This is a genomic window from Pseudomonas sp. UBA4617, assembly GCF_002386445.1.
In the GTDB taxonomy this organism is placed as follows: Bacteria; Pseudomonadota; Gammaproteobacteria; order Pseudomonadales; family Pseudomonadaceae; genus Aquipseudomonas.
In genome coordinates this window covers 95,918-120,043 of record NZ_DGIR01000041.1, presented here as the reverse complement: position 1 = coordinate 120,043, position 24,126 = coordinate 95,918, and the positions used below count along the sequence as shown (strand labels likewise).

At 63.8% G+C, this 24,126-nt stretch carries 20 protein-coding genes; 9 read left to right on the top strand and 11 right to left on the bottom strand.

All coding sequences use genetic code 11. The features are described from left to right. Nucleotides 1–16 precede the first annotated feature (16 nt). The 7 genes from waaF to B4L76_RS19350 are packed head-to-tail and all read left to right on the top strand — an operon-like array spanning nt 17 to nt 6,977. Nucleotides 17–1,066: a lipopolysaccharide heptosyltransferase II gene (gene waaF, locus B4L76_RS19380; RefSeq protein WP_296234747.1), complete on the top strand. Its 1,050-nt coding sequence runs from the start codon at nt 17–19 to the stop codon at nt 1,064–1,066. Beyond that, nucleotides 1,067–2,125, top strand: a complete 1,059-nt coding sequence (gene waaC, locus B4L76_RS19375; protein ID WP_296234746.1) for a lipopolysaccharide heptosyltransferase I — start codon at nt 1,067–1,069, stop codon at nt 2,123–2,125. Next, nucleotides 2,125–3,249 (top strand): glycosyltransferase family 4 protein, encoded by a 1,125-nt coding sequence (locus B4L76_RS19370; protein WP_296234744.1) that lies wholly within the window; start codon nt 2,125–2,127, stop codon nt 3,247–3,249. The genes waaC and B4L76_RS19370 overlap by 1 nt, the downstream gene beginning before the upstream one ends. Continuing rightward, nucleotides 3,246–4,052 carry a lipopolysaccharide core heptose(I) kinase RfaP gene (rfaP, locus tag B4L76_RS19365; RefSeq protein ID WP_296234743.1) on the top strand — a complete coding sequence of 269 codons (807 nt, stop codon included), beginning with the start codon at nt 3,246–3,248 and terminating at the stop codon, nt 4,050–4,052. The genes B4L76_RS19370 and rfaP overlap by 4 nt, the downstream gene beginning before the upstream one ends. Beyond that, nucleotides 4,052–4,786 carry a lipopolysaccharide kinase InaA family protein gene (locus tag B4L76_RS19360; RefSeq protein WP_296234741.1) on the top strand — a complete coding sequence of 245 codons (735 nt, stop codon included), beginning with the start codon at nt 4,052–4,054 and terminating at the stop codon, nt 4,784–4,786. The genes rfaP and B4L76_RS19360 overlap by 1 nt, the downstream gene beginning before the upstream one ends. Further along, a complete protein-coding gene (locus tag B4L76_RS19355) occupies nt 4,783–5,535 on the top strand; it encodes a lipopolysaccharide kinase InaA family protein (protein WP_296234740.1) in 753 nt (250 codons plus the stop codon). The genes B4L76_RS19360 and B4L76_RS19355 overlap by 4 nt, the downstream gene beginning before the upstream one ends. Next, nucleotides 5,535–6,977: a lipopolysaccharide kinase InaA family protein gene (locus B4L76_RS19350; RefSeq protein ID WP_296234738.1), complete on the top strand. Its 1,443-nt coding sequence runs from the start codon at nt 5,535–5,537 to the stop codon at nt 6,975–6,977. Before B4L76_RS19355 ends, B4L76_RS19350 begins: the two co-directional genes overlap by 1 nt. Here B4L76_RS19350 and B4L76_RS19345 read toward each other — a convergent pair. The 8 genes from B4L76_RS19345 to B4L76_RS19310 form a co-directional block, all read right to left on the bottom strand. Beyond that, complete coding sequence (locus tag B4L76_RS19345; RefSeq protein ID WP_296234737.1) at nt 6,938–9,739, bottom strand: dermonecrotic toxin domain-containing protein; 2,802 nt, start codon at nt 9,737–9,739, stop codon at nt 6,938–6,940. The genes B4L76_RS19350 and B4L76_RS19345 overlap by 40 nt on opposite strands. A 70-nt stretch (nt 9,740–9,809) precedes the next feature. Then, nucleotides 9,810–9,986, bottom strand: a complete 177-nt coding sequence (locus B4L76_RS19340; protein WP_296234734.1) for a hypothetical protein — start codon at nt 9,984–9,986, stop codon at nt 9,810–9,812. Beyond that, nucleotides 9,983–11,095 carry a PepSY-associated TM helix domain-containing protein gene (locus B4L76_RS19335; RefSeq protein ID WP_296234732.1) on the bottom strand — a complete coding sequence of 371 codons (1,113 nt, stop codon included), beginning with the start codon at nt 11,093–11,095 and terminating at the stop codon, nt 9,983–9,985. Before B4L76_RS19335 ends, B4L76_RS19340 begins: the two co-directional genes overlap by 4 nt. A 57-nt stretch (nt 11,096–11,152) precedes the next feature. Then, nucleotides 11,153–13,585: a TonB-dependent siderophore receptor gene (locus B4L76_RS19330; protein WP_296234729.1), complete on the bottom strand. Its 2,433-nt coding sequence runs from the start codon at nt 13,583–13,585 to the stop codon at nt 11,153–11,155. A 211-nt stretch (nt 13,586–13,796) separates the two neighbouring features. Then, on the bottom strand, nt 13,797–14,753 hold the full coding sequence (locus B4L76_RS19325; protein WP_296234728.1) for a FecR domain-containing protein: 957 nt from the start codon (nt 14,751–14,753) through the stop codon (nt 13,797–13,799). Next, on the bottom strand, nt 14,750–15,292 hold the full coding sequence (locus B4L76_RS19320) for an RNA polymerase sigma factor (RefSeq protein ID WP_296234727.1): 543 nt from the start codon (nt 15,290–15,292) through the stop codon (nt 14,750–14,752). The genes B4L76_RS19325 and B4L76_RS19320 overlap by 4 nt, the downstream gene beginning before the upstream one ends. Before the next feature lie 101 nt (nt 15,293–15,393). Further along, entirely contained in the window at nt 15,394–16,104 is a 711-nt protein-coding gene (locus B4L76_RS19315) for a 3'-5' exonuclease (RefSeq protein WP_296234726.1), read from the bottom strand. Continuing rightward, complete coding sequence (locus B4L76_RS19310; protein WP_296234725.1) at nt 16,101–18,038, bottom strand: putative nucleotidyltransferase substrate binding domain-containing protein; 1,938 nt, start codon at nt 18,036–18,038, stop codon at nt 16,101–16,103. The genes B4L76_RS19315 and B4L76_RS19310 overlap by 4 nt, the downstream gene beginning before the upstream one ends. A gap of 209 nt (nt 18,039–18,247) precedes the next feature. Between B4L76_RS19310 and B4L76_RS19305 the strand changes: the two genes are divergently transcribed. Continuing rightward, a complete protein-coding gene (locus B4L76_RS19305) occupies nt 18,248–18,691 on the top strand; it encodes a response regulator (protein WP_296234723.1) in 444 nt (147 codons plus the stop codon). Between the two features lie 42 nt (nt 18,692–18,733). On the opposite strand, the gene B4L76_RS19300 is transcribed toward B4L76_RS19305, so the two are convergent. Continuing rightward, nucleotides 18,734–20,911: a malate synthase G gene (locus B4L76_RS19300; RefSeq protein ID WP_296234719.1), complete on the bottom strand. Its 2,178-nt coding sequence runs from the start codon at nt 20,909–20,911 to the stop codon at nt 18,734–18,736. A gap of 452 nt (nt 20,912–21,363) precedes the next feature. Here B4L76_RS19300 and B4L76_RS19295 point away from each other — a divergent pair, with 452 nt between their 5' ends. Continuing rightward, nucleotides 21,364–21,882, top strand: coding sequence for a glycine cleavage system protein R (locus tag B4L76_RS19295; protein WP_296234717.1), 519 nt, complete (start codon nt 21,364–21,366; stop codon nt 21,880–21,882). Between the two features lie 245 nt (nt 21,883–22,127). On the opposite strand, the gene rarD is transcribed toward B4L76_RS19295, so the two are convergent. Next, on the bottom strand, nt 22,128–23,015 hold the full coding sequence (rarD, locus tag B4L76_RS19290; protein ID WP_296234715.1) for an EamA family transporter RarD: 888 nt from the start codon (nt 23,013–23,015) through the stop codon (nt 22,128–22,130). A 64-nt stretch (nt 23,016–23,079) separates the two neighbouring features. Further along, a complete protein-coding gene (locus B4L76_RS19285; RefSeq protein WP_296234713.1) occupies nt 23,080–24,054 on the bottom strand; it encodes a serine/threonine protein kinase in 975 nt (324 codons plus the stop codon). Between the last annotated feature and the right edge of the window lie 72 nt (nt 24,055–24,126).

Below are 24,126 nucleotides of genomic sequence, written 5' to 3'. Positions count from 1 at the left end.
TGTTTCTGGACCAAGCATGAGAATACTGATCATTGGCCCCAGCTGGGTCGGCGACATGGTGATGGCGCAGACCCTGTTCCAGTGCCTGAAACAGCAGCATCCCGACTGCGTGATCGATGTGCTCGCCCCCGAGTGGAGCCGGCCGATCCTCGAACGCATGCCCGAGGTCCGTCAGGCCTTGAGCTTCCCGCTCGGCCACGGCGCGCTGGAACTGGCCACGCGACGACGCATCGGCAAGTCCCTGGCCGGCCAGTATGACCAGGCCATCCTGCTGCCCAACTCGTTGAAGTCGGCGCTGGTGCCGTTCTTTGCCGGTATCCCGAAACGCACCGGCTGGCGCGGCGAGATGCGCTTCGGCCTGCTGAACGACGTGCGCAAGCTGGACAAGGCCCGCTATCCGCTGATGATCGAGCGTTTCATGGCCCTGGCCTACGCGCCCGGTGCCGAGTTGCCGCAACCGTATCCGCGCCCCAGCCTGCAGATCGAAGCACAGAGCCGCGATGCCGCCCTGGCCAAGTTCGGCCTGGAGCTGGACCGCCCGGTGCTGGCGCTGTGCCCCGGCGCCGAGTTCGGCGAGGCCAAGCGCTGGCCGGCCGAGCACTATGCCAGCGTGGCCGATGCAATGATCCGTCAAGGCTGGCAGGTATGGCTGTTCGGCTCGAAGAACGATCACCCGGTCGGTGAGCAGATCCGCGACCGGCTGATCCCGGGCCTGCGTGAAGAGTCGTCCAACCTGGCCGGGGAAACGTCGCTGGCCGAGGCCATCGACCTGATGTCCTGCGCCGACGCCGTGGTGTCCAACGACTCTGGCCTGATGCACGTGGCCGCAGCCCTGAACCGGCCGCTGGTGGCAGTGTACGGCTCGACATCGCCGGGCTTCACCCCGCCGCTGGCCGAGCACGTGGAGGTGGTGCGCACCGGCATCGAGTGCAGCCCGTGCTTCGACCGTACCTGCCGCTTCGGCCATTACAACTGCCTGCGCCTGCTGGAGCCGGGCAACGTCGTTACCGCCCTGCACCGCCTGAGCGGGCCGGAGCTGATCGATACCGTGGCCGAGGTCGACTAAGTGCGGGTACTGATCATCAAGACCTCGTCGCTGGGTGATGTGATCCACACCCTGCCGGCGCTTACCGATGCCGCCCACGCCATTCCCGGTATCCGCTTCGACTGGGTGGTGGAAGAAGGCTTCGCCGAAATCCCCAGCTGGCACCCGGCGGTCGACCAGGTCATCCCGGTGGCCATCCGTCGCTGGCGCAAGAACCTGTGGCAAACCATCAAGAGCGGCGAGTGGAAAGCGTTCAAGCAACGAATGCGCGAGCGCCAGTACGATCTGGTGATCGACGCCCAGGGCCTGGTCAAGTCGGCCTGGCTGACCCGCTACGTAAAAGCGCCGGTGGCTGGGCTGGATCGCTACTCGGCCCGCGAAGGCTGGGCCAGCCGCTTCTATGATCGGCGCCTGTCGGTTGCCGTCGGCCAGCATGCAGTAGAACGGGTACGCCAGCTGTTCGCCATGGCCCTGGCCTACGACCTGCCGGAAGGCATCGGCAACTACGGCCTTGACCTTGACCGCCTGCAGCTGCCGCCCGCCGCTCCTTACGTGGTGTTCCTGCATGGCACCACCTGGGCGACCAAGCACTGGCCCGAAGCCTACTGGCGCGATTTGGCCGAGCGCATGGGCCGGCGCAGGCTGGAAGTGCGCCTGCCGTGGGGCAACCCGGCCGAGAAGGCGCGGGCCGAGCGCATTGCCCAGGGCTTGAACAATTGCCAGGTGCTCCCCAGATTGAACCTGGCCGGTGTTGCCCGCGTACTCGCGGCGGCCAAGGCCTGCGTGGCCGTCGATACCGGCCTGGGCCACCTGGCGGCGGCCCTCGATGTGCCCACCATTTCGCTGTTTGGCCCGACCAACCCGGGGCTGACCGGCGCCTACGGACGGACCCAGATTCACCAGGCCAGTGACTGGCCATGCGCTCCCTGCCTGCAGAAGAAGTGCACTTACAAACCGAGCGCCGACGACCTGCGCCGGTACGATCTGAAACGCGAGTGGCCGCTGTGCTTCACTCGCCTGAATCCCGAGCATGTGGCGAGCCGCTTGAGCGCGCTGCTGCTGGCTGAGGATGTCCGTTGATGCAACTGGCTTTCGTGCTGTACAAATATTTCCCCTTCGGCGGGCTGCAGCGCGATTTCATGCGCATTGCCCTGGAGTGCCAGAAGCGGGGCCACCAGATCCGTGTCTACACCCTGATCTGGGAGGGTGACATTCCGCCAGGCTTCGAAGTGCTGGTGGCGCCGGTGAAGGCGATCTTCAACCACCGTCGCAACGAGAAGCTCAGCGCCTGGATGGCTGCCGACCTGGCCAAGCGCCCGGTCGATCGCCTGGTCGGCTTCAACAAGATGCCGGGGCTGGACGTGTACTACGCCGCCGACGGCTGCTTCGAGGACAAGGCGCAGACCCTGCGTGGCGGCCTGTACCGCCGCTGGGGTCGCTACCGGCATTTCGCCGAGTACGAACGTGCGGTGTTCGCCAAGGACGCGCATACCGAAGTGCTGATGATTTCCGAAGTGCAGCAACCGCTGTTCATCAAGCACTACGGCACCCCGGTGGAACGTTTCCATCTGCTGCCGCCAGGCATTTCCCAGGACCGCCGCGCGCCGGCCAACGCTGCCGAGATCCGCGCCGAGTTCCGCAAGGAGTTCAACCTCGGCGATGACGACCTGTTGCTGGTGCAGATCGGCTCTGGCTTCAAGACCAAGGGCGTGGACCGCAGCCTCAAGGCCTTGGCCGCACTGCCATCGGCCCTGCGCAAGCGGACCAGGCTGATGGTGATCGGCCAGGACGACCCGAAGGTGTTCCAGTTGCAAAGCGCTACCCTGGGCCTGGGCGAGCAGGTGCAGTTTCTCAAGGGGCGCAGCGACATCCCGCGTTTCCTGCTGGGCGCCGACCTGCTGATCCACCCGGCGTACAACGAGAACACCGGCACGGTACTGCTCGAAGCGCTGGTGGCCGGCCTGCCGGTGCTGGTTTCCAAGGTGTGCGGCTACGCCCACTACATCGCCGAGGCAGACTCTGGCCTGGTGCTGGACGAGCCGTTCGAACAAGAGCAGCTCAATACCTGTCTGCAGCGCATGCTCGAAGACCAGCAGGCTCGTGCCAGCTGGTCGCGCAACGGCCTGGTGTTTGCTGAAACCGCCGATCTGTACAGCATGCCGCAGCACGCTGCCGACGTGATCCTGGGGCAGGAGTCCGCATGAAGCTGATACTGGCCGAACCGTTCAAGCACCTGTGGGCCGGGCGGGATGCCTTCGATGCCGTGGAAGCGCTGCAAGGCGAGGTCTACCGCGAGCTGGAAGGGCGCCGTACGCTGCGCACCGAGGTCGCCGGAGAGGGTTTCTTCGTCAAGATTCACCGCGGCATCGGCTGGGGCGAGATCTTCAAGAACCTGTTTACTGCCAAGCTGCCGGTACTGGGTGCTGGCCAGGAATGGCAGGCCATCCAGCGCTTGCACGAGGTTGGCGTGCCGACCATGACGGCGGTTGCCTATGGCGAGCGTGGTAGCAACCCGGCCGCGCAACATTCGTTCATCATCACCGAAGAACTGGCGCCGACCATCAGCCTGGAAGACTTCAGCATCGACTGGGTCCGGCAACCCCCCGAGCCGCGCCTGAAGCGCGCGCTGATCGCCGAGGTGGCCAGGATGACCGGCGGCATGCACCGTGCCGGGGTCAACCACCGCGACTGCTACATCTGCCACTTCCTGCTGCATACCGACCGTCCGGTGACGGCGGATGACTTCAGACTGTCGGTTATCGACCTGCACCGCGCGCAGACCAGGGCGAAAATCAGCCGCCGCTGGCGCGACAAGGACCTGGCCGCGCTGTACTTCTCGGCGCTGGACATCGGCCTCACCCAGCGCGACAAGCTGCGCTTCCTGCGTGGGTATTTCCAGCGCCCGCTGCGGCAGGTGCTCAAGGACGAGGCAGCGCTGCTCGCGTGGCTGGAGCGCAAGGCGCAGAAACTCTATGACCGCAAGCAACGCTATGGGGATGCACTCTGATGTCGGGTTGGACACTGGCGCCGGGCTATGAACACCTGGCGGCGGACTTCGGCAGCCTCGAGGCGGTATTTGCTCTGCAAGGCGAACGCCTGACCCGTGATCCGCTTAGCGAAGTGGTGCGCATCACGCGTGACGGGGTCAATTACTACGTCAAGCGCTACACCGGGGCCGGCAAGCACATGCGCCGTTACCTGGGGCGGCCGCGGATCAAGGCTGAATGGCAAAACCTGAAGCTGTTCGCCAAGTGGGGCATTCCCACCGCCGAGGTGGTGGCCTGGGGCCTGGAGCGCAATGGCCTGGCCTTCGCGCGGGGGGCGATGATTACCCGTGAGCTGCCACGTACCGAAGACCTGTCGGCGCTGGCCGAGCGCAACGATGCACGCCTGGGCGACCGCGCCTGGGTCGGGCATGTCAGCACCCAGCTCGCGCGCCATACCCGGGTCATGCACAAGCACCATTTCGCTCATAACGACCTGAAATGGCGCAACCTGCTGGTCGATGACCAAGGCACGCTATTCTTCATTGACTGCCCCACCGGCGACTTCTGGCGCGGTTTCATGTGGCGGCACCGGATGATCAAGGACCTGGCATGCCTGGACAAAGTGGCCAAGTACCACCTGTCGGCGACCCAACGCCTGCGGTTCTACCTGCAATACCGTGGCCGCGACCGGTTGAATGTGCGCGACAAGAAGCGCATTCGCCAGGTGGTGGGCTTTTTCGAGGGAAGGGAATGACCGATTACCTGGCCAGCGCGGACCACGCGCTGCTCAAGCGCCACGGCCTGGACGACTTCGAGGCATTGTGGGCGCTACAACTGGATGCCGTGGATGAACCGAACACCGGTCGTGGCGGCTGGAGCAGCGTGTTTCGCCTGGAACTCGAAGGCAAGGGCTATTACCTCAAGCGCCAGTGCGACTACCTGACCCGGACCTTGCACCGGCCATTCGGCGAGCCAACCTTCGCCCGTGAATTCCGCAATATCAGCCGCTACCAGAAGCTGCACATTCCTGCCTTGCAGGCGGTGTTCTATGGCGAGCGCAAGCAAGGCGGCCAACACCGGGCCATCCTGATGACGCGCGCCCTGGACGAATGGGTCGACCTCGACAGCCTGCTGGCCCGCTGGGCACAACTGGAGCATGCCGAACGCAATGGCGTCCTGCAGGCCTGCGGCCAGCTGGCGCGCACCTTGCACAGTGCCGGGCAGGTGCATGGCTGCTTCTACCCCAAGCACATCTTCCTGCGCCAGCGCCGGGATGGCTGGGACGCACAACTGATCGACCTGGAAAAGACCCGTCCCCTGCTGTTCGGCATGCGTGACCGCCTCAAGGACCTGGAGCCGCTATTGCGCCGTGCCCGGTCCTGGAACGAGCACGATGTACGTACGTTGCTGGCCACTTACCTGGCGCAGCCAGCCGGTGGCACGCTGGTCGATACCTGGCTGCAACGCCTGACGCAACGCCGTCGTGAAAAAGAGGCCCGCTGATGCGTTTGTCTGAACTGAAAGAGGCCGGGCGCAACCCATCGCTGCCCCTGAGCATCACCCTGGCCGACGCGGCCGGCAGCGCTGAGCTGCAATTGCTCAGCCTGTTGCGCGTGCTGCCAGGCCAGCGCTACGTGGGCGCCGGGGTTTGGCGCGGCACGCCGGTGTTGGCCAAGCTCATGGTCGGTGGCAGCGCCGCCCGGCATTTCCAGCGAGAACTGCAGGGCGTGAAGCTGCTGGCCGAGCAGGGCCTGACCACGCCGAAACTGCTGGCCGATGGGCTCAAGGAAGGCGAGGGCGGTTGGCTGCTGTTCGAGTTTCTCGACGCTGCCGAGAGCCTGGCCGATGCCTGGGCGGCAGTGGAAGACTTGCCGGTACTGGCCGATGAGCAGCACCTGGTGCTGGGCGAGGCGCTCACCGCTGTGGCACACATGCATGCCAAGGGCCTGTGGCAGGAGGACCTGCACCTGGACAACCTGTTACGCCACGGCGGCAAGCTGTACCTGATCGACGGCGCCGGCATCAAGGCCGAAACGCCAGGCCAGCAGCTGTCGCGCCCGCGGGTCCTGGAAAACCTCGGCGTGTTCTTCGCCCAGTTGCCCAAGCGCCTGGAGCCGTTCATCGAGGAGCTGCTGGTGCATTACTTGCTGGCCAACGCCGAACATGCGCTGCCGCTGGAAGCCTTGCAGAAGCAAGTGGACAAGGTGCGCAACTGGCGCCAGAAGGACTACCTGGCAAAGGCCGGTCGCGAATGCAGCCTGTTCAGCGTCCAGCGCAGCCTGTCAGGCCTGCGCGCGATCCGGCGCGCCGAAGTCGAAGCCATGCTGCCGGTGCTGGCGCAGGCTGACCAGTGGATCGACCGGGGCCACCTGTACAAGACTGGAGGTGCGGCAAGTGTCGCGCGCATCGAGGTAGGCGACCGTACGCTGGTGCTCAAACGCTACAACATCAAGAACACCGCACACTGGATCAAGCGGTTCTGGCGCCCGAGCCGGGCCTGGCATTCGTGGATCGAAGGACATCGCCTTGAGTTTCTCGATATAGCCACCCCACGTCCGCTGGCGGTGCTGGAGCAACGCGTGATGGGCTTGCGCAGCCGTGCCTATCTGGTCACCGAGTATGTCGATGGCCCGGACCTGACCGAGTGCTTCGCGCCCTATGTGGAGGATGGCAATGCCCCCGAAGAGCAGGTGGATGCGCTGGTGCATGTGATGCAGCAACTGATTCGCGAGCGTATCAGCCACGGCGACTTCAAGGGCCACAACCTGTTCTGGGACAAAGGCCGCTGGTCGCTGATCGACCTCGATGCGATGTGCCAACATGCCACTCAGCTCAGCTTCGCCCCGGCTTACGCCCGTGACCGGGCGCGGCTCCTGCGCAACTGGCCGAGCGGAAGTGGCCTGTATCAGCGGCTCGACCGGCTGCTGCCAAGGCTTGCCGAGTAGGCATCCGGCAACGGCAGCCACTCACTGCTGCGCCCTGCCTGGCGCACGCGGATTCGCCACTGGCCGTGCAGCCAGCGCAAGGTCGCCCAGGGCACGACCTTGGCCTGGGCGGCCTCGGGTATCTGTAAATGGTAGCGGTCGGGCAACAGGTGCCGACGTAATGGCAGTTGCCCGCTGCGGGTCTGCAGGTACAGCTGATCGTGTGCCTGGAACAGACCTTCAGGTTCGCCTGCCAACGTGCCGTGCAGGTGCACCTTCAGGCGGCAATCATCAAACAGACGTTCCAGGTTCGGTAGGCCGTCGTACCACAGCAATGGCGAGTCGATCACCCAGTCACCGTTGGCCAGGCGCTTGATGGGCTGCGTGAGGTAGGCGTCGGGCACGTCCGGGTCGATCGCCCGCCAGCGGCTGCCATCGAAGGAAACCTTGTAGTAGCGACCGTGGCGGTCCTGAATGAAGTACTCGGACAATCCTTCAAAGGCTGATGCCTTCTCATACACTTGCTCGCCATGCACGCCGTCGATTCGATAACGCAGGGAGCTGGTTTCCGGGTTGATGCTGAAACGCAGTGGTAGCGGCAATGGTGGTTGCTTGGGCATGCCGCGCATCAGGCGGCGCATCAGCCCGGTACTGGCCAGGCTGGTGCCGGCATCGTTGATATGGCTTAGGGCATTGTAGGCATGAGTCAGTACTCCGTTGAGGTCCTCGCGGCGATACGCTTCGACGCCGTTCCAGATTTCCAGGGCCATGCGCCCAAGTGAAAGCGGGATCATGAGTTTCACCGGTAGAACGATGCTGATCAGGTCCAGCAGGGTCCAGCTTAACGACAGCGCTTGCTCGGCATCGACCTCGGCTGTACTGCGGCTGTCACTGTCAGCCGCTGCCAGCAGGCTGCGAACTTCAGCCATGTAGCAACTGTAGAACAGGTCGTCGTTGATGGCGGGGGTTTGCAACTGCTTGCCCAGCCCACCGTTGCGCAGAAGATCCTCGACCCAGGAGGGTGGCAGAAGCATGAGACGTTGTGCGATATAGGTGCGCAGTGGTGGTTTGTCGCGAAGCAGCTTCAGCAACGCACGTGGCCCTGAAAATGACCGCCAGGCACGCCTGTCGGGTGCGTCGGGCGTATAGAGCACGAACGAGCTGACGCTGGGCGAGTTACTGGCAAGCAGCAGCACTCCCTGCACCGTATGTTGATGGACCAGGAGCTGGCGGACCACCACGGTGTGCCCATCCACGGGTGGGCGCAGGGCATTGTGCGGCTGTGCCAGTACTTGCTCTATCCAACGGTAGTCCCGTTCCGACCAGGCCTGCGACAAGTGCCCTGCATAGCGCGCCTTGGCTGCTTCGGCGCGCATGCGGGCCCGATTGACCTTGGCGTGGGCGTGCAGTCGCCACCTTCCCGCAGATGAGTCGATCAGTTGGGTACGCAGGTAGCTCGCATAGCCATCCCCCACATTCAGACTTCTGACCAGCGCCTTGATGTATGCAGGGCTCAGTGCTGCTGGAAGGCTTGTACCGTCACGGGCCGTCACCCGCGCGGTCAGCCAGAAGTCATAGTCGAACCATGCCAGGTTGCGTACGGCCAGTTCATCCAGCGGATAACTCATGCGTACGGCTTCCACCAGCTCGCCATTGACCCTCTGGAAACCTCGCCAGGTGACGTAGATCGAGGGATTCAGCGGGTTGATCCAAGGCCCGGTCTGACGCGTGTGAACGACGTTGACGATGATATTTGAAGGTGCAATCGTCAGCCCCAGATCGTTGCGTAGCCTGGATCGCACGCGTTCCCTGGCCCAGGCTTGCAACGTATTGGCCTGTTTGAACTGCCTGAGGGTAAGAATGCCGGGGGCCGCAACGCTTTGGCCGGCGGCAACAAGCTCCTGCATGCTTTGCATGATGTGAGTGAGCGCCTGCGGACTTGCCGAGCGTAGCCAGTCGGGAAGGTTTTTCTCAAGGAGCATGGCGTAGCGGGTATCGAGCAGGGCCTTGCTACCGGATTCCTCCGCAAGCGTCATGGCTTTGCGCAAATCGTCGACGGCCACAGTTGCATTTGGCGGCAGCCTCGACCAGACGAGGTTGAGCCGCAGGCGCTGCGCATCGAGCAGGCTATCGACCTGATCCAGCAGGGGGTCATCGGCGTACCACTTGTAACTCAGGCGGTCGGCTTGCCCGGCGGTTTCGATGCGTCCTTCGTCTACCAGCAACTGCAGCAGCGGGGAGCGCTGCAGCGGGTCGTCGAGGCGTTCGCACAGTTCGTGGTGCAAGTCACCCAGTGATGAATAGGTTTCAATGCCTTGGGACAGTCCGCAGAGTATTACCGGGCCTGTCGCCTGGCCGGGCTCAAGGTCGTTACCTTCTTCCTGACCGGTAACGATCACGAACATGCCGGGGAGGCTCGCTCGCCATGCCGGGCTGCTGCGCGAGAGGGTGGGGCGGTAGGCCTGGGCGCGCTGTGCCCGTGGCTGGGCGCTGCGCTGCCAGGCGCAGGGCAGGTCGAGAAAAGTGGTGATGACGGTAGCCAGGTCTGTGCTCAGCGTCTGGTCGGCCAGGCGCAGGGCAATTTCGGCATGCATCATTGCACGACGAATGTCGGCAAGCCGAACGCGTCGCGAACGGCCCTGGCGATCGACAGCGGCCCAGAACTCGGCAATTTCGCCATGCAGCTGCTGGCGTGATGGCTGTGGCAGGCCAGGGGCCGGCATCTTTGCAAGCAGCTCCAGCACTTGCAGGTTCAGGAAGTCGATACGTTGCAGGGGTAGCATGCTGAGCTCCTGGCGAATGGGAGCAGGCATTTTGCGGGCCGATGCGGTGGCCGGGCGGTAGCTGGCTACCTCACCGCCACAGCAGGCTGCGCAGGCCTAGCCATGCCGGGATGCCAAGGCCGAACCAGGCAAGCATGTCCCAGGCGCCGTCACCGAGCAGGGCCGCGAACAAACCCAGTGCACCGAGCAGGGCAATGGCTGCCGGCCAGGCAAAGACCTTGGCAGAAGATTGCGAACGATGGCTCATGCCTTTACCGCCCTGGCACGCCGTTGCTTGCCCCACCATAGATAGACGCCACTGCCGAGCACCACGATCGTCAGCACGTCGAGCACGGCCCAGAGGATCTGCATGGGCCTGCCGCCGTAATCACCAAAGTGCAGCGGCTGCGACAACCCCATTGCATCCATGTACCAGGGACGAGCGCCAACGGCGGTCACTTGCAGGGTGCGCGCATCGATCAGCACCGGTGTCAGCAGGTGCGAGGTCAGGTGCGTGGTGCCCTTCATGAACACCGCATAGTGATGCTCGCTGGAGAAACGGGTACCGGGGAAGGCAATAAAGTCGGGACGCATGCCAAGGGTGGATTGCCTGGCGATGCTTGGCAGCTGGCTGATCGAGGCGCGCTCGGTGAGGGGTGGGGCGTCACGATAAGGGGCAACCATGGCCGCCAGGCTGTCGTTGCGCCAGGCCGCAATGACCAGGTCGGACAGCGCGCTGATGACTCCGGTGACCCCTACCGTCAGTGCCCAGGCCAAGGTCACGATGCCGATCAGGTTATGCAGGTCGAGCCAACGCAAGTGGCGGGACCTGTCATGGCGTACCGTACCGAACTGGAGGCGACGCATGAATGGCGCGTAGAGCACGATGCCGGAAATGATCGCGACCATGAACAGTACGCCCATCGAGGCCAGCAGCAGCTTGCCGGGCAACCCGGCGAACATGTCGACGTGCAGGCGCAGCATCACCATCATGAAGCCGCCATTGGCGGCGGGCATGGGCACCGGCTCGCCGGTGCGGGCGTCGAGCATGAAGGTATGCGAGGCGTTGGGTTCGGTGCCGGCGGTGGCAGCCGTGATGGCTATCACGCCGTTGGGTTCGTCTTCGTCGTAGCCGAAGTACTGCACCACCTCGCCTGGGCGATGCTGTTCGGCGCTGGCCAGCAGTTGCTGAAGGTCCAGATGCGGGGTGTCGGCCGGCATTTCGCGCAGTTCGGGCGCGTCGCCGAGCAACTGTTCGAGTTCGTGGTGGAAGATCAGTGGCAGGCCGGTGAGCGCCAGCAACAGCAGGAACAGTGTGCAGATCAGGCTGCTCCAGGTGTGGATCACCGACCAGCGGCGGATGGTTGGGCTTTTCATCACGGTACCGATTGCTTGCCTGTTGGTGCCTGGGGCCGCAAGGCGGCCCCAGTGCACTCAGAACTTATAAGTGGCACTGGCCACGACGCTACGCTCGTCACCGTAGTAGCAGTAGTACGAGTCACAGGTGGAGAGGTAGTCTTTGTCCAGCAGGTTGGTGGCATTGACCGCCACTGAAGCGCCCTTCAGGCTGTTGTTCAGGCGGCCCAGGTCGTAATGCACGGAAGCATCGAAAACCGTGTAGGCGTTGGCCTTGCCCAGGTAGGTATTGGCCTGGTCGCCATAGGAATTGCCGGTATACCGCGCACCCAGGCCAATGCCGAAGCCATCGAGTACGCCCGCATGCCAGGTGTAGTCGCCCCACACCGACGCCTGCTGGTTGGGCATCAGTTGCAGGCGGTTGCCTTTGAAATCGCCGTCCTGCACTTCCGACTTGGCCAGGGTGTAGGCGGCAATCAGCTTCAGGTTCTCGGTCACATCGGAAACTGCTTCGAGTTCCAGGCCACGCACTTTCACTTCGCCGGTCTGGCTGGTGATGGTCACGCCACCGACGCTGTCGGTCACCGAGACGTTTTTCTGGGTCAGGTCATACACGGCCGCCGACAGCAGGGTGTTGGAGCCCGGAGGCTGGTATTTCACGCCCAGTTCCCACTGCTTGCCTTCGGTGGGCTTGAACGAGTCGGTTGCCGACACACTGGCATTGCTGGACGGCTGGAACGACTCGGCATACGACAGGTAGGGTACGAAGCCTGAATCGAACACGTAGCTGATGGCTGCGTTGCCGCTGAACTTCTTGTCGCGCTGGGTATTGGTGGCATCGCTCTGGTTGAAGAATCTGGTGCCGGTATGCACCCAGTCTTCACGCCCACCGAGGGTCAGGCGCCAATTGTCGAGGGCCATCTGGTCCTGGACATACACGCCGGTCTGGCGGGTTTTCTGGTTGTAGTCGTAGAACGCGGTGGAGCGGTCCGGACGGGTGATCGGCAGCCCGTAAACCGGTTTGTTGACGTTGCTGTCCGGCACGTTGAAGCCGAATATCGACAGGTAGTTGGTATTGATGCGCTGGTGGTCCAGGCCGATCAGCAAGGTGTGGGTAATGTCACCGGTGGCAAAGTCGGCCTGGAAGTTGTTATCCACCGCGAACTGGCTGATGTCCTCGTCGGTGTTGGTGGACATGCGGCTGACCGTGCCGTCGTCTTTCACCGGAGGATTGTCCTTGTTGTAACTACCGGGCGTGATCGTCTGGAAGGCCAGATCCGACTTGGTGTAGCGCAGATTCTGACGGAACTGCCACACGTCGTTGATGCGGTGCTCGAAGGCGTAGCCCAGCGCGTAGTAGGTGCGGTCGTAGAATTCGTAGTCAGGGTCACCGAGGTTCTTGTGGTGGGAGATCTTGCCGAACGGCATGTCGATCTTGGTGCCCTGGATTGGCCGGAACTGGCTGGTGGCGCCGGTATCGTCGCGGGTGAACTGGGTGAGCAAGGTGAGCGAGGTGTCTTCGTCGATGTTCCAGGTCAGGCTCGGGGCGATGTTGTAGCGCTTGTCGTCGATATGGTCGATCTGCGTACCACCGTCGCGGATGACCCCGCTGACGCCATACAGAAAGCGGCCTTCGTCGTCGATCTTGCCGGTGCTGGCGAAGTTGATCTGGCGATGGTTGTCGCTGCCGTATTGCAGCTCGACTTCATGCGCGCTTTCCGCTTGCGGGCGGCGGCTGACCATGTCCAGTAGGCCACCGGGCGGAGTCTGGCCATAGATCGACGAAGCCGGCCCGCGCAGCAGGGCGAGGCGGTCGAGGTTCCAGGTCTCGGCTTTTGGGTTGGCGTATACCCCACGTGGCAACGGCAGGCCATCGAGAAACTGGGTCGGCTCGAAGCCCCGCACGCGCATCCAGTCATACCGCGTGTCACTGCCAAAGCTGGCCGACACGATACCCGGCATGTAGCGCACGGCATCGTCGAGGCTGTGTACGCCGCGGTCTTTCATTTGCTCGCGGGTGGCGACGGAGACCGAACGCGGCACCTCGACCAGGGCGGTATCGGTCTTGGTACCGACGGCTGTGCGCTTGGCCACGTAGCCTTCGACCGGACCCCACGCGCTTTCGCTGATGCTGGCCCCCTCCACGGTGGTTGCCGGCAAGGCCAGGCTGCCTTGCGGGACTGGCACCAGACTGTAGCTGCCAACGCTGCTCTGTTGCAGCTGTAGCCCGGTGCCGAGCAAGGCGGCCTGGAGCGCGCCCAGGCCGTCGTACTGGCCGCTTACCGGGGCCGAACTGCGGCCGCTGACCAGAGCCGGGTCGATGGCCAGGGCGATGCCGGTCTGGCTGGCGATCTGGTTGAGGGTGGAAGCCAGCGGGGCGCTGGGCAGGTCGTAGGCGCGCGCGGCGGTTGGCTCGGCGGCGTACAGGGCAGGGCTGACCACTGGCGCGGCTACCGCGATGGCCAGGGCGATCAGGCTTGGGCGCAGGATACGTTCAACAGCACGGGACATGCAGCGGCTCCTCGACGGGTAAGTGCTTACTGCTTCCTTGCCGAGCGAGATTGGAAAAGTGACAGGGCGAATCTGAAAAATATCGAGAATTATTTCAACTTGGCGCTTGCCGACCCTGTGGGGGCGGGTTTACCTGCGAACTATCCAACCCGGTGCATGGACCGGCTTCGTCGTCGTTCGCGGATGAACCGCTCCAACACGGGCCTGCTCGCTACTTGGGCACCACGGTCACCCACCACTGGGTAAGCCGTTGGATCTTCACCGGCAATACCGGCACCAACGACGCCAAGGCCAGGTCGGTGTCGGTCAGCGGGAAGCTGCCGGTCACCCGCAGGTCGGCGACTTTGGCATCCACGCCGAGGTAACCGCTGCGGTACTGCCCCAATGCGGCCAGCAGGTCAGCCAGACGCACGTTGTCCACCACCAGCATGCCGCGAGTCCAGGCGTCGGCACCGGCGTCTACCGCGCTGACCCGGCCAAGGCCGTTGGCGTTCATCAGCACTTGCTGGCCTTCGCGCAGCACCTGTTCATCACCGCTGTTCAGCGGCATGGCGGCGACCGAGGCTTGCAGCACTTCCAGGCGTGTACCCTTGGCTTCACGGCGCACCAGGAAGCGCGTGCCCAATGGACGCAGGCGCCCATCGTCGGTGCTGACCAGCAACGGGCGCGGGTCCTGATGGCCGGTCTGTACCGAGATTTCCCCCTGGTGCAGGACGATGCTCCGCTGTTCCCCTGCGTAGTCGATATCCACGGCGGTATGGCTGTTCAGGCTCAGCAAGGTGCCGTCTTCCAGGCGCAGGGTACGCAGCTCTCCGGTGGCGGTGCGTTGGTCGGCCAGCCAGTAGCTCGGCGCGAGCGACGGTGCGCCGACCCAAGCCAGCAGCGAGCCGAGCAGGAACATGCCGGCCAGCCCACTGCCAACCTTGCCGATACGCCGGCGCAGGCCGACGCGCGACTGCACCAGGGCCTGGCGTGCCGGGCCGGCTGCCGCGCCGACGCGCTGGTCCATCGCGCCCAGTTGGCGCCAGGCGCGGGCATGCTCCTCGCTGGCAGCATGCCAGCGCATGAATTCGCTGCGGTCATCGGGCGTGCCACTGCCACTGTCGAGGCTGAGTTTCCAGGCAATCGCGGCTTCCAGCACGCGGGATGAAACCGGGGCATTGCTCACGTTGGCTCCCCGTACAGGGCCGTGTAGCACTGGCGCAGGCCCTGGGCGATGTACTGGCGCACCCGTGACACCGAAACGCCCAGGCGCTCGGCAATTTCGCCATGGCCCATGCCGTCCAGACGGTTGTACAGGAACGCCGCGCGCGCCTTGCTCGACAGCTTGCCCAGCAGGCGGTCGATGGCCTTGAGGTCCTCGAGAACCAGGTGCTGCACTTCCGGAGAAGGTTGCTCGGCTTCCGGCATCAGGGCCAGCTCGGCCAGGTAGGCCTGTTCCAGCGCGGCGCGGCGGAAGTGGTCGAACAACAGGCCCTTGGCCACTGCAGCGAGGAATGCCCGGGGTTCGCGGGGGGTGTCCAGTTGCGCGCGGCCGAGCAGGCGTACGAAGGTGTCCTGGCTGAGGTCTTCGGCACGTTGGCGGCAGGCCATGCTGCGTTGCAGCCAGGCGAGCAGCCAGCTGCGATGGTCGCGGTACAGCGCACCGACCAGATCGACATTTGGACTCTGTGCAGAAGACAAGCAGCGCCCCCGGAACGAATGCATTAACTAACGATAATTATTCGCGATTGTTACAGAGGCAGGGGCAGGGCGCAATGGGCGCTTATCGGATGGCCATCATGGAAAGGCCAGAACTGCAAAAGCGATTACAGGCCGTGACTCTGGACTTTGCGCCGCCGCCACCCGCGCAGTCGCTGCTCCAGTTGCAACGGGCTGTCCAGCTGCTGGCGCCGGGCCTGGCTGAACAGGATCAGCGCCAACTCGGCGGTCACCAGGGCGTCGGCACTGGCATGGTGGCGTTCTTCCACCTGCAGGCCGAACCGCGCCACCCAGTCATCGAGACCAGCCTCGCGCAGTACCGTGTCGGGGTTGAGCATCGGGGCCAGTTCGGCAATGTCGAGGAACGGCGACAGCAGGCGATAGCCCAGGCTTTCCTTCAACGCGCGGGCCAGCATGCGCTGGTCGAAGGGGGCATGGAACGCCAGCACAGGGCTGTTACCAATGAACTCGAGCAAGTCGAGCAAGGCTTCGGCCGGGTCGCAACCGGCCGCCAGGGCACTTGGGCCCAGGCCGTGGAGCAGCACGCTGGCGTTGGTCTTGTGCGTTGGCCGGTGCAGGGTGCGTTCGAACTGCTGGGCAAAGTCGATGGCGCCGTCTTCGATGGCCACGGCGCCGATCGATAGCACCTGGTCACGGTTGAGGTTCAGGCCGCTGGTCTCCAGGTCCAGCACTACCCAACGCTGTTCGCGCAGGGTACACACACCCAGGGGAGCGGGCTTGGCCAGCCGGGCCAGGCGCTGGCGCGTGGCAACGTCCAGCTCGGGCGCGCTGGGGCGCAACCAGGTGAACAGGCTCATAACTGGTACCGCAGGGCGAGGCTGCTTTGCAGGCGTTGAGCCTGGCGCAGGGATTCGCGCAGGATGCGCCGGTCAAGGTGGTTGAGGCTGTCCGGATCGAGCCGGTTGGAGTACGGCAGGTTGTCGCGCGTCTGGCGCTGGTGCTGCTGCATGCGGGTTTGCTGGATGAAGTGGTAGGCCTCCTCATACGCCGCGCCGTCCTGCGCCTCGATTACGCCCTTGGCCACCAGCTGGCGCAGGCGTTCCAGGGTATTGCAGGCGCCGATGCCATTGGCCAGGGCCAGCAGCCGGGCGCCATCGACGAAGGGCGTCAGGCCCTGGACCTTGAGGTCGAGGGTGGCAGCCTTGTCGTTGCCCTGGCGGGTCAGCACGAACTCGCGCAGGCGGCCAACCGGCGGGCGCTGGCGCAGGGCGTTGTCAGCCATCAAGCGCTGGAACAGACGGTTGTCGGCCACTTGTTCGAGCACGCCCTGGCGCAGTTGCTCGCAACCCTGGTCATCGCCCCACACCACACGCAGGTCGAAGTAGATGCTCGAGCCCAGCAGGTTTTCCGGGCTGGCTTCGCGGACAAAGCCGGCAAAGCGCCGCGCCCATTCACTGCGCGACAGGCACAATTCCGGGTTGCCGGCCATGACGTTGCCCTTGCACAAGGTAAAGCCGCATTGGGCCAGGCACTGATTGATGTATTGCGCCAGTGGCAGCAGGCGGCTGCGGATGGCGTTGGCATCGGCGCTGTCGGCTGCCTCGAAGAGGATGCCGTTGTCCTGGTCGGTGTGCAGGGTTTGCTCGCGGCGCCCTTCACTGCCAAAGCACAGCCAGCTGAACGGCACGCCGGGGTCGCCGCGCTCGGCCAGTGCCAGCTCGATCACGCGGCACACGGTGTGGTCATTGAGCAGGGTGATGATCTGTGTTATCTGCGTGGACGATGCGCCATGGGCCAGCATGCGCTCGACCAGCTGGCTGATTTCGCCGCGCAGCGAGACCAGGGTCTCCAGCCTTGGGGCATGGCGGATGGTGCGCGCCAGGTGCACCAGGTCGACCCGTTGCAGGGAGAACAGATCGCGTTCTGAAACCACCCCGCACAGGCGGCGGTTTTCCACCAGGCATACGTGGGCAATGTGCCGCTCGGTCATGGCCATGGCCGCGTCGAAGGCGCTGGCCTGGGGGCTGAGGTAGAACGGCCGGGCGGTCATGTGTCGCTCGATCGGCGCGCCCAGCTCGGCATCGGCTGCGGCCACCACCTGGCGCAGGTCGCGCAGGGTGAAAATCCCGGTGGGGTAGCGGTGGGCATCCACCACCACGATGCTGCCTACCTGCTGCTCGTGCATCATCCGCACGGCCTCGCGCAGCGGGGTATCGGCGCTGCACACCACCGGGTGGCGCATGGCCAGCTCACCCAAGGGGGTGTTGAGGGAATACTGGGTGCCGAGGGTTTCCACGGCGCGCTGACGAACCTGCTGGTTCACCTGGTCGAGCAGGCTGCTTACGCCGCGCAGGGCAAAATCGCGAAACACCTCGGACATCGAGAACACACGGATGAACGCTGCCTTGTTCAACTGCAGGCAGAAGGTGTCTTCACCGGCCAGGTGCTCGGTACGGGTCGCCCGCTCGCCGAGCAGGGCAGCCAGCGGGAAGCATTCGCCGCTGGTGATCTCGAACGTGGTCTCGACACCGGGTTTGACCAGGTGCTGGCGCTCGCCGACCACGCGGCCCTGCTTGACGATGTAGAAGTGCTCCACCGGCCCGTCGGCAGGTTTGACAATGCTTTCGCCGCAGGCATAGAAGCGCAGCTGGCACTGCTCGACCAGGTAGGCCAGGTGGCTGTGCTCCATCTGGTTGAACGGCGGAAAGCGCTGCAGGAACTGCAGGGTACCCTGGATGTTCTGCAGCACTGCTGTCCTGCCCGCCTGGCTATAGGCGTCCTTTTTGCTCATGAAACTGACCGTATCGCTATGCCGATCTATATATATCTATATAGGTACCGACCATGTTGTTCTCTGCCTCCATGGTCGGCTTGCAGCGGGGTGGTGCCCATTGGACGTAAGTCTATGAGCGGCCCGTCAAAGACCCGACGAAAGGCGGGACGAGTTACGCAAGTTCTGTGGTCCTAAAGCTGAAGCGGAGTTTTTTTGACGAGATGACCATGCCTGAGCCACACGACATCCTGAGCGACGCCGAGCGCGAGGCGTTGGCCCTGGCCAATGCGCCGGCGGCGGCCAAGCCACTGGTGCTGGTGGTGGATGACAACGCGGCCAACCGCGATGCGCTGATCTATTACCTGAAAAGCCGGGGTATCGACTGCGTGGGGGCGGACGGCGCCGAGGAAGCCAGGCTCTATCTGTATTATCAGCCGCGCATAGGCCTGATGATCACCGATTTGCGCATGCAACCCGAGGATGGCCTGGAGCTGATCCGGCAGATTCGCGAGTCGGAGCGGGCAGCGTTGTCGATTATCGTGGTGTCCGGCGACACCGATGTCAAAGAGGCGGTGGACGTGATGCACCTGGGGGTGGTGGATTTCCTGTTGAAGCCGGTGGACCTGGAGAGGTTGCTGGAGCTGGTGAGGAAAGAGCTGCAGATCAGCTGAAGCGGTTTGGGGCCGCAAAGCGGCCCCGTGTACAGATGCTACTTACAGCCCGTTACGTGCCTTGAACTCGCGGCGACGGCGGTGCAGTACCGGCTCGGTGTAACCGTTCGGCTGCTTGCCACCTTCCAGCACCAACTCCACAGCTGCCTGGAATGCGATGTTGTCGTCGAAGTTCGGGGCCATCGGCCGGTACAAGGCGTCGCCTGCGTTCTGCCGGTCGACCACCACGGCCATGCGCTTGAGGCTCTCCACCACCTGCTCCTGGCTGACCACCCCGTGGCGCAGCCAGTTGGCCAGCAGCTGGGCCGAGATGCGCAGAGTGGCGCGGTCTTCCATCAGGCCGACGTTGTTGATGTCCGGTACCTTCGAGCAGCCGACGCCCTGGTCGATCCAGCGCACCACGTAGCCGAGGATGCCCTGGGCATTGTTGTCCAGTTCGTTGCGGATCTCTTCGGCCGACCAGTTGGTGTCGGGCGCCAGCGGGATGGCCAGGATATCGTCCACCGAGGCGGGGGTACGCGTGGCCAGTTCGCGCTGGCGTGCCTGCACATCGACCTTGTGATAGTGCAGCGCATGTAAGGTGGCGGCGGTCGGCGAAGGCACCCAGGCGGTGTTGGCGCCGGCCAGCGGGTGGGCGATCTTCTGCTCGAGCATGGCCGCCATCAGGTCAGGCATGGCCCACATGCCTTTGCCAATCTGCGCTCGGCCTTGCAGGCCGGTGGCCAGGCCAACGTCGACGTTGTTGTTCTCGTAGGCGCCGATCCACTTCTCGTTCTTCATGGCGCCCTTGCGCACCACGGCGCCGGCTTCCATCGAGGTGTGGATCTCATCGCCGGTGCGGTCGAGGAAGCCGGTGTTGATGAACACCACGCGCTCGGCGGCTGCCTTGATGCAGGCCTTGAGGTTGACCGTGGTGCGGCGCTCCTCGTCCATGATGCCAACCTTGACGGTGTTGTGCTTCATGCCCAGCAGGTCTTCGACGCGGCTGAAGATCTCGGCGGCGAAGGCAACTTCTTCCGGCCCGTGCATCTTCGGCTTGACGATGTACACGCTGCCGGTGCGGGTGTTCTTGCGGCTGGTGTTGCCATTGAGGTTGTGCAGGGCGATCAGGTTGGTGAACAGGCCATCCTGGATGCCCTCGGGGATTTCGTTGCCCTGGGCGTCGAGGATCGCCGGGTTGGTCATCAGGTGGCCAACGTTGCGCACGAACAGCAGCGAACGGCCGTGCAGGGTCACGCTGCCGCCGTTGGGCGCGGCGTATTCGCGATCCGGGTTCATGGTGCGGGTGAAGGTCTTGCCAGCCTTGCTCACGTTTTCCGCCAGGTCGCCTTTCATCAGGCCCAGCCAGTTGCGGTAGACGACCACCTTGTCGTCGGCATCGACAGCGGCGACCGAGTCTTCGCAGTCCATGATGGTGGTGAGTGCCGATTCCATCAGGATGTCCTTCACGCCGGCGGCGTCGGTGCTACCGACCGGGGTGCTGGCATCGATCTGGATTTCGAAGTGCAGACCGTTGTGCTTGAGCAGCACGGCAGTCGGTGCGCTGGCATCGCCGTGAAAGCCGATCAGCTGGGCGTCGTCGCGCAGGCCGCTATTGCTGCCGCCTTTGAGGGCGACGATCAGCTTGCCAGCTTCGATGCGGTAGGCGGTGGAGTCGACATGCGAGCCGGCTGCCAGTGGTGCGGCTTCATCAAGGAAGGCGCGGGCGAAGGCGATGACCTTGTCGCCCCGTACCTTGTTGTAGCCCTGGCCTTTCTCGGCACCCCCCTCATCGCTGATGGCATCAGTACCATACAGCGCGTCATACAGCGAGCCCCAGCGGGCATTGGCAGCGTTCAGGGCGAAGCGGGCGTTCATCACCGGGACGACCAGCTGCGGGCCGGCCATGTGGGCAATTTCTTCGTCCACGTTCTGCGTGGTGGCCTGGAAATCGTCTGCTTGTGGCAGCAGATAGCCGATTTCCTGGAGGAATGCTTTGTAGGCTGCGGCGTCGTGGGCCTGGCCTTTGCGTGCCTGGTGCCAGGCGTCGATCTTGGCTTGCAGCTCGTCGCGCTTGGCGAGCAGGGCTTTGTTCTTTGGAGCGAGGTCATTGATGATCTTTTCTGCACCGGCCCAGAACTGCTCGGCGACGATGCCGGTCCCGGGGATGGCTTCGTTGTTCACGAAGTCGTACAGGACCTTGGCGACCTGAAGGCCACCGACTTGAACGTATCCAGTCATTGCTTGCCTCACTCTGCTCAGCTATTTCGCTCTTCTGTATTAAGCCTGTAGCGCTTCTCTAAACACGGCACCAGTGCATGCGCCCGGGTAACGTCCGAGCGCGGCTGGGTGCGGCCTGCCAGACCGGCTGGCAGACAGTGTGCGTATTTTCACAGGCGCCTTGGCAGACATCCAAACGACGTTTTGTAGTCCGCGCCACGGGATACTACATGAAGCAGTAGGCGGGGCAAAATCAGACTAAAAGCGCCGTTATGCGACCCGTTGGTCGCGTATGGTCACGCTGGGAGTGGCTATGTTCGCAAAAAACAGGTGGATTGTTCCAGATAAATCTTGAAACAGTACACGATTAGTCATGCAAATTGCCCTGCGGCAGGTTGCCGCGCCTTGCCTATACTGAGTCGATCGCCTGATTTCCCGCCGCCCGGCGCGGTCCGACACACGAGGAAGGGCTTGTGGATCATCTTGTACTGACTGTGATTGCCCCGGACAAGGCCGGCCAGGTCGAGCGTATCGCCCAGTGCATTGCCGACCACAGTGGCAACTGGCTGGAAAGCCGCATGTCGCGCATGGCCGGGCAGTTTGCCGGCATCCTGCGGGTGGCTGTGCCGGCAGAAAACTACGACGAGCTGGTGGCCTCGCTGCAAGGGCTGGTGCGGTATGACATTCGTGTGCTGATCGCCGAGAGCGGGATCGAGCCGTCATGCACCTGGAAACCGATTGCCATGGAACTGGTGGGCAATGACCGGCCGGGTATCGTGCGTGACATTACCCGATTGCTGGCAGACCTGGGGGTTAACCTCGAACGCTTTACCACTGAAGTGCGCCCGGCACCGATGAGCAGCGAGCCGCTGTTTCATGCCGATGCGTTGCTGGCCATGCCGTTGACGCTGCCGTTGGATCAGTTGCAGCAGAAACTGGAGAGCCTGGCAGATGATTTGATGGTGGAATTGAAGCTGCGCCCGCACGAATAGTCAGAGAGCGGCAGGCCGCTTTGCAGCCTCCGTGTTATCCCGATAATACGGGGAAGGCCTTGTGGATAACCTGGGGGTGTACCTCTCCAGCCCACAGGACCCGTGCCTTGTACGGCTTTGCTCAAAAAACACTCACAAATCAGCAGCTTGTGCACAAAGCGCGGGGACGAGGGTGTGGATAACCTTTGGAGATGTCGCTGCAGGCCACGAACCGTGCGGCCTGCAGGGTAATGGTCATTTTTTGTTCAGCTACGCTTGCGCAAACTCAACCACACATCGACGCTATACACCGCCAGCCCCGCCCAGATGAACATGAACGCCACCAGTGTGCTGGAGGACAGATGTTCGTCGAACAGCAGCACCGCCTGCAGCAGCACCAGGGTCGGCGCCAGGTACTGCAGGAAGCCCAGTGTGGTATACGGCAGGTGCCGTGCGGCAGCGTTGAAGCACACCAGCGGTATCAGCGTTACCGGCCCTGCGGCCATCAGCCACAACGCTTCGCTGCTGGTATAGAACGCGCTCTGCGCACTCATTGCCGCCGGGTGCAGCAGCAACCAGCCAAGGGCCAGAGGTACCAGCATCCAGGTTTCCACCACCAGGCCCGGCAGTGCCGCTACCGGTGCCTGTTTGCGGATCAACCCGTAAAAGCCGAAGCTCAGTGCCAGCGCCAGCGACACCCATGGCAGGCTGCCCACCTGCCATACCTGCTGGGCCACGCCCACGGCGGCCATGGCCACGGCCAGCCATTGCAGGCGGCGCAGGCGCTCGCCAAGAATAAGCATGCCCAGCAGCACATTGATCAGCGGGTTGATGTAGTAACCCAGGCTGGCCTCAAGCATGCGGCCGTTGTTTACCGACCATACATAGGTCAGCCAGTTGCCGGCAATCAGTGCTCCGCTGAGGGCCAGGATGCCCAATCGGCGCGGGTTGTCGCGCAGTTCGCGCCACCAGCCGGGGTGTTTCCACACCAGTAGCAGAAGCGAGCCGAACAGCGCCGACCACAGCACCCGATGAACGATGATTTCCACCGCCGGGACGCTCTGGATCGCCTTGAAGTACAGGGGAAACAGCCCCCAGATGATGTAGGCGCTCAGGCCCAGTAGGTACCCGCGACGCGGGTTTGCGGCGTGCATGCAGAATCCTTGCTTAGGTAGCTAAATGAAGCGACGCCTATTGTAGACAGAGGCGGGCGTGCTTCTAGAACAATTTCAATGCCGGTTCACCCAGAGCCGCCAATTGTTCGCGTAATGCCAGGATCTGGTCGCCCCAGTAGCGTGGCTGGCCGAACCAGGGGAAGCTGGGCGGGAAGGCCGGGTCGTCCCAGCGCCGCGCCAGCCAGGCGCTGTAGTGCAATTGGCGCAGCGCGCGTAGTGCTTCGATCAGGGCCAGTTCGCGCGGATCGAAGTCGTGGAACTCGTTGTAGCCATCGATCAGTTCAGCCAGTTGCCCCAAGCGCTCCTCACGGCTGCCGGCCAGCATCATCCACAGGTCTTGAACGGCCGGCCCCATGCGGCAGTCGTCAAGGTCGACCACGTGGTACACCTCGTCGCGATGCATCAGGTTACCGGGGTGCAGGTCGCCGTGCAGGCGGATAAGGTGGTGCGGCGTACGGGCATAAATGTCTTCCACACGCTTGAGCAGGTCGCGGGCCACCGACTCGAAGGCCGGCAGCAGGTCACGGGGCACAAAGCCACCTTCCAGCAAGGTTTTCAGCGAGGCGTGGCCGAAGTTTTCGACCGCCAGCGCTTCGCGGTGCTCGAACGGTTTGCTGGCGCCTACGGCATGCAGGCGGCCAAGCAACTGGCCAAGGCGGTAGAGTTGGTCGAGATTGCCCGGCTCCGGGGCGTGGCCGCCACGGCGGGGGAACAGGGCGAAGCGGAAACCCTGGTGTTCGAACAACGTGCGGCCGTCATGCTGCATCGGGGCAACCACCGGGACCTCACAGTCGGCCAGCTCAGCGGTGAAGCTGTGCTCTTCGAGGATGGCCGCATCGCTCCAGCGGCCTGGGCGGTAGAACTTGGCCACCAGCGGTTGCGCACCTTCGATACCTACCTGGTAGACGCGGTTCTCGTAGCTGTTGAGTGCCAGCACCCGGGCGTCACTGAGAAAGCCCAGACTCTCCACGGCGTCGAGGACCAGGTCGGGGGTGAGGGTGTCGAAGGGGTGGGACATGAGAACTCCGGGGATAAGCGGCACAAGGCCCATGGTACCGCGTTATCCCTGTGCCGGCCTCTTCGCCGGCAT

What these genes read in the sequence shown, in the direction of transcription:
- rarD (WP_296234715.1), bottom strand. Translation starts at nt 23,015, where the DNA reads ATGCACGCCGCAAACCCGCGTCGCGGGTACCTACTGGGCCTGAGCGCC.
- rfaP (WP_296234743.1), top strand. Translation starts at nt 3,246, where the DNA reads ATGAAGCTGATACTGGCCGAACCGTTCAAGCACCTGTGGGCCGGGCGG.
- B4L76_RS19305 (WP_296234723.1), top strand. Translation starts at nt 18,248, where the DNA reads ATGCCTGAGCCACACGACATCCTGAGCGACGCCGAGCGCGAGGCGTTG.
- waaF (WP_296234747.1), top strand. Translation starts at nt 17, where the DNA reads ATGAGAATACTGATCATTGGCCCCAGCTGGGTCGGCGACATGGTGATG.
- B4L76_RS19315 (WP_296234726.1), bottom strand. Translation starts at nt 16,104, where the DNA reads ATGAGCCTGTTCACCTGGTTGCGCCCCAGCGCGCCCGAGCTGGACGTT.
- B4L76_RS19345 (WP_296234737.1), bottom strand. Translation starts at nt 9,739, where the DNA reads ATGCTACCCCTGCAACGTATCGACTTCCTGAACCTGCAAGTGCTGGAG.
- B4L76_RS19360 (WP_296234741.1), top strand. Translation starts at nt 4,052, where the DNA reads ATGTCGGGTTGGACACTGGCGCCGGGCTATGAACACCTGGCGGCGGAC.
- B4L76_RS19355 (WP_296234740.1), top strand. Translation starts at nt 4,783, where the DNA reads ATGACCGATTACCTGGCCAGCGCGGACCACGCGCTGCTCAAGCGCCAC.
- B4L76_RS19340 (WP_296234734.1), bottom strand. Translation starts at nt 9,986, where the DNA reads ATGAGCCATCGTTCGCAATCTTCTGCCAAGGTCTTTGCCTGGCCGGCA.
- B4L76_RS19285 (WP_296234713.1), bottom strand. Translation starts at nt 24,054, where the DNA reads ATGTCCCACCCCTTCGACACCCTCACCCCCGACCTGGTCCTCGACGCC.
- B4L76_RS19310 (WP_296234725.1), bottom strand. Translation starts at nt 18,038, where the DNA reads ATGAGCAAAAAGGACGCCTATAGCCAGGCGGGCAGGACAGCAGTGCTG.
- B4L76_RS19370 (WP_296234744.1), top strand. Translation starts at nt 2,125, where the DNA reads ATGCAACTGGCTTTCGTGCTGTACAAATATTTCCCCTTCGGCGGGCTG.
- B4L76_RS19300 (WP_296234719.1), bottom strand. Translation starts at nt 20,911, where the DNA reads ATGACTGGATACGTTCAAGTCGGTGGCCTTCAGGTCGCCAAGGTCCTG.
- B4L76_RS19350 (WP_296234738.1), top strand. Translation starts at nt 5,535, where the DNA reads ATGCGTTTGTCTGAACTGAAAGAGGCCGGGCGCAACCCATCGCTGCCC.
- B4L76_RS19335 (WP_296234732.1), bottom strand. Translation starts at nt 11,095, where the DNA reads ATGAAAAGCCCAACCATCCGCCGCTGGTCGGTGATCCACACCTGGAGC.
- B4L76_RS19330 (WP_296234729.1), bottom strand. Translation starts at nt 13,585, where the DNA reads ATGTCCCGTGCTGTTGAACGTATCCTGCGCCCAAGCCTGATCGCCCTG.
- B4L76_RS19320 (WP_296234727.1), bottom strand. Translation starts at nt 15,292, where the DNA reads ATGCATTCGTTCCGGGGGCGCTGCTTGTCTTCTGCACAGAGTCCAAAT.